Origin of the sequence: Vibrio sp. CK2-1, assembly GCF_021726515.1 — a bacterium.
Classification (GTDB): domain Bacteria; phylum Pseudomonadota; class Gammaproteobacteria; order Enterobacterales; family Vibrionaceae; genus Vibrio.
In genome coordinates, this window is the sequence record NZ_JAKKCJ010000015.1 from 1 (window position 1) to 1,555 (window position 1,555).

The 1,555-nt window shown below is 53.1% G+C and carries 1 rRNA gene; it reads right to left on the reverse strand.

Features of this window, described 5'->3' with window-relative positions:
• Window positions 1–13: 13 nt before the first annotated feature.
• Window positions 14–1,555, reverse strand: a 16S ribosomal RNA gene (locus L3V25_RS16495).

The window sequence follows — 1,555 nt, forward strand, 5'->3', positions numbered from 1 at the left end:
ATAATCTTTCGTATAAGGAGGTGATCCAGCCCCAGGTTCCCCTAGGGCTACCTTGTTACGACTTCACCCCAGTCATGAACCACAAAGTGGTAAGCGTCCTCCCGAAGGTTAAACTACCTACTTCTTTTGCAGCCCACTCCCATGGTGTGACGGGCGGTGTGTACAAGGCCCGGGAACGTATTCACCGTGGCATTCTGATCCACGATTACTAGCGATTCCGACTTCATGGAGTCGAGTTGCAGACTCCAATCCGGACTACGACGCACTTTTTGGGATTCGCTCACTATCGCTAGCTTGCTGCCCTCTGTATGCGCCATTGTAGCACGTGTGTAGCCCTACTCGTAAGGGCCATGATGACTTGACGTCGTCCCCACCTTCCTCCGGTTTATCACCGGCAGTCTCCCTGGAGTTCCCGACATTACTCGCTGGCAAACAAGGATAAGGGTTGCGCTCGTTGCGGGACTTAACCCAACATTTCACAACACGAGCTGACGACAGCCATGCAGCACCTGTCTCAGAGTTCCCGAAGGCACCAATCCATCTCTGGAAAGTTCTCTGGATGTCAAGAGTAGGTAAGGTTCTTCGCGTTGCATCGAATTAAACCACATGCTCCACCGCTTGTGCGGGCCCCCGTCAATTCATTTGAGTTTTAATCTTGCGACCGTACTCCCCAGGCGGTCTACTTAACGCGTTAGCTCCGAAAGCCACGGCTCAAGGCCACAACCTCCAAGTAGACATCGTTTACGGCGTGGACTACCAGGGTATCTAATCCTGTTTGCTCCCCACGCTTTCGCATCTGAGTGTCAGTATCTGTCCAGGGGGCCGCCTTCGCCACTGGTATTCCTTCAGATCTCTACGCATTTCACCGCTACACCTGAAATTCTACCCCCCTCTACAGTACTCTAGTTTGCCAGTTTCAAATGACCTTCCGAGGTTGAGCCCCGGGCTTTCACATCTGACTTAACAAACCACCTGCATGCGCTTTACGCCCAGTAATTCCGATTAACGCTCGCACCCTCCGTATTACCGCGGCTGCTGGCACGGAGTTAGCCGGTGCTTCTTCTGTTGCTAACGTCAAGCAACGCAGTTATTAACTACGAAACCTTCCTCACAACTGAAAGTACTTTACAACCCGAAGGCCTTCTTCATACACGCGGCATGGCTGCATCAGGCTTTCGCCCATTGTGCAATATTCCCCACTGCTGCCTCCCGTAGGAGTCTGGGCCGTGTCTCAGTCCCAGTGTGGCTGATCATCCTCTCAGACCAGCTAGGGATCGTCGCCTTGGTGAGCCATTACCTCACCAACTAGCTAATCCCACATAGGCGTATCCAGTAGCGCGAGGCCCGAAGGTCCCCCGCTTTGCTCCGAAGAGGTTATGCGGTATTAGCCATCGTTTCCAATGGTTATCCCCCTCTACTGGGCAACTTCCTATGCATTACTCACCCGTCCGCCGCTCGACGCCGAAGTAGCAAGCTACTTCTCGTTTCCGCTCGACTTGCATGTGTTAGGCCTGCCGCCAGCGTTCAATCTGAGCCATGATCAAACTCTTCAATT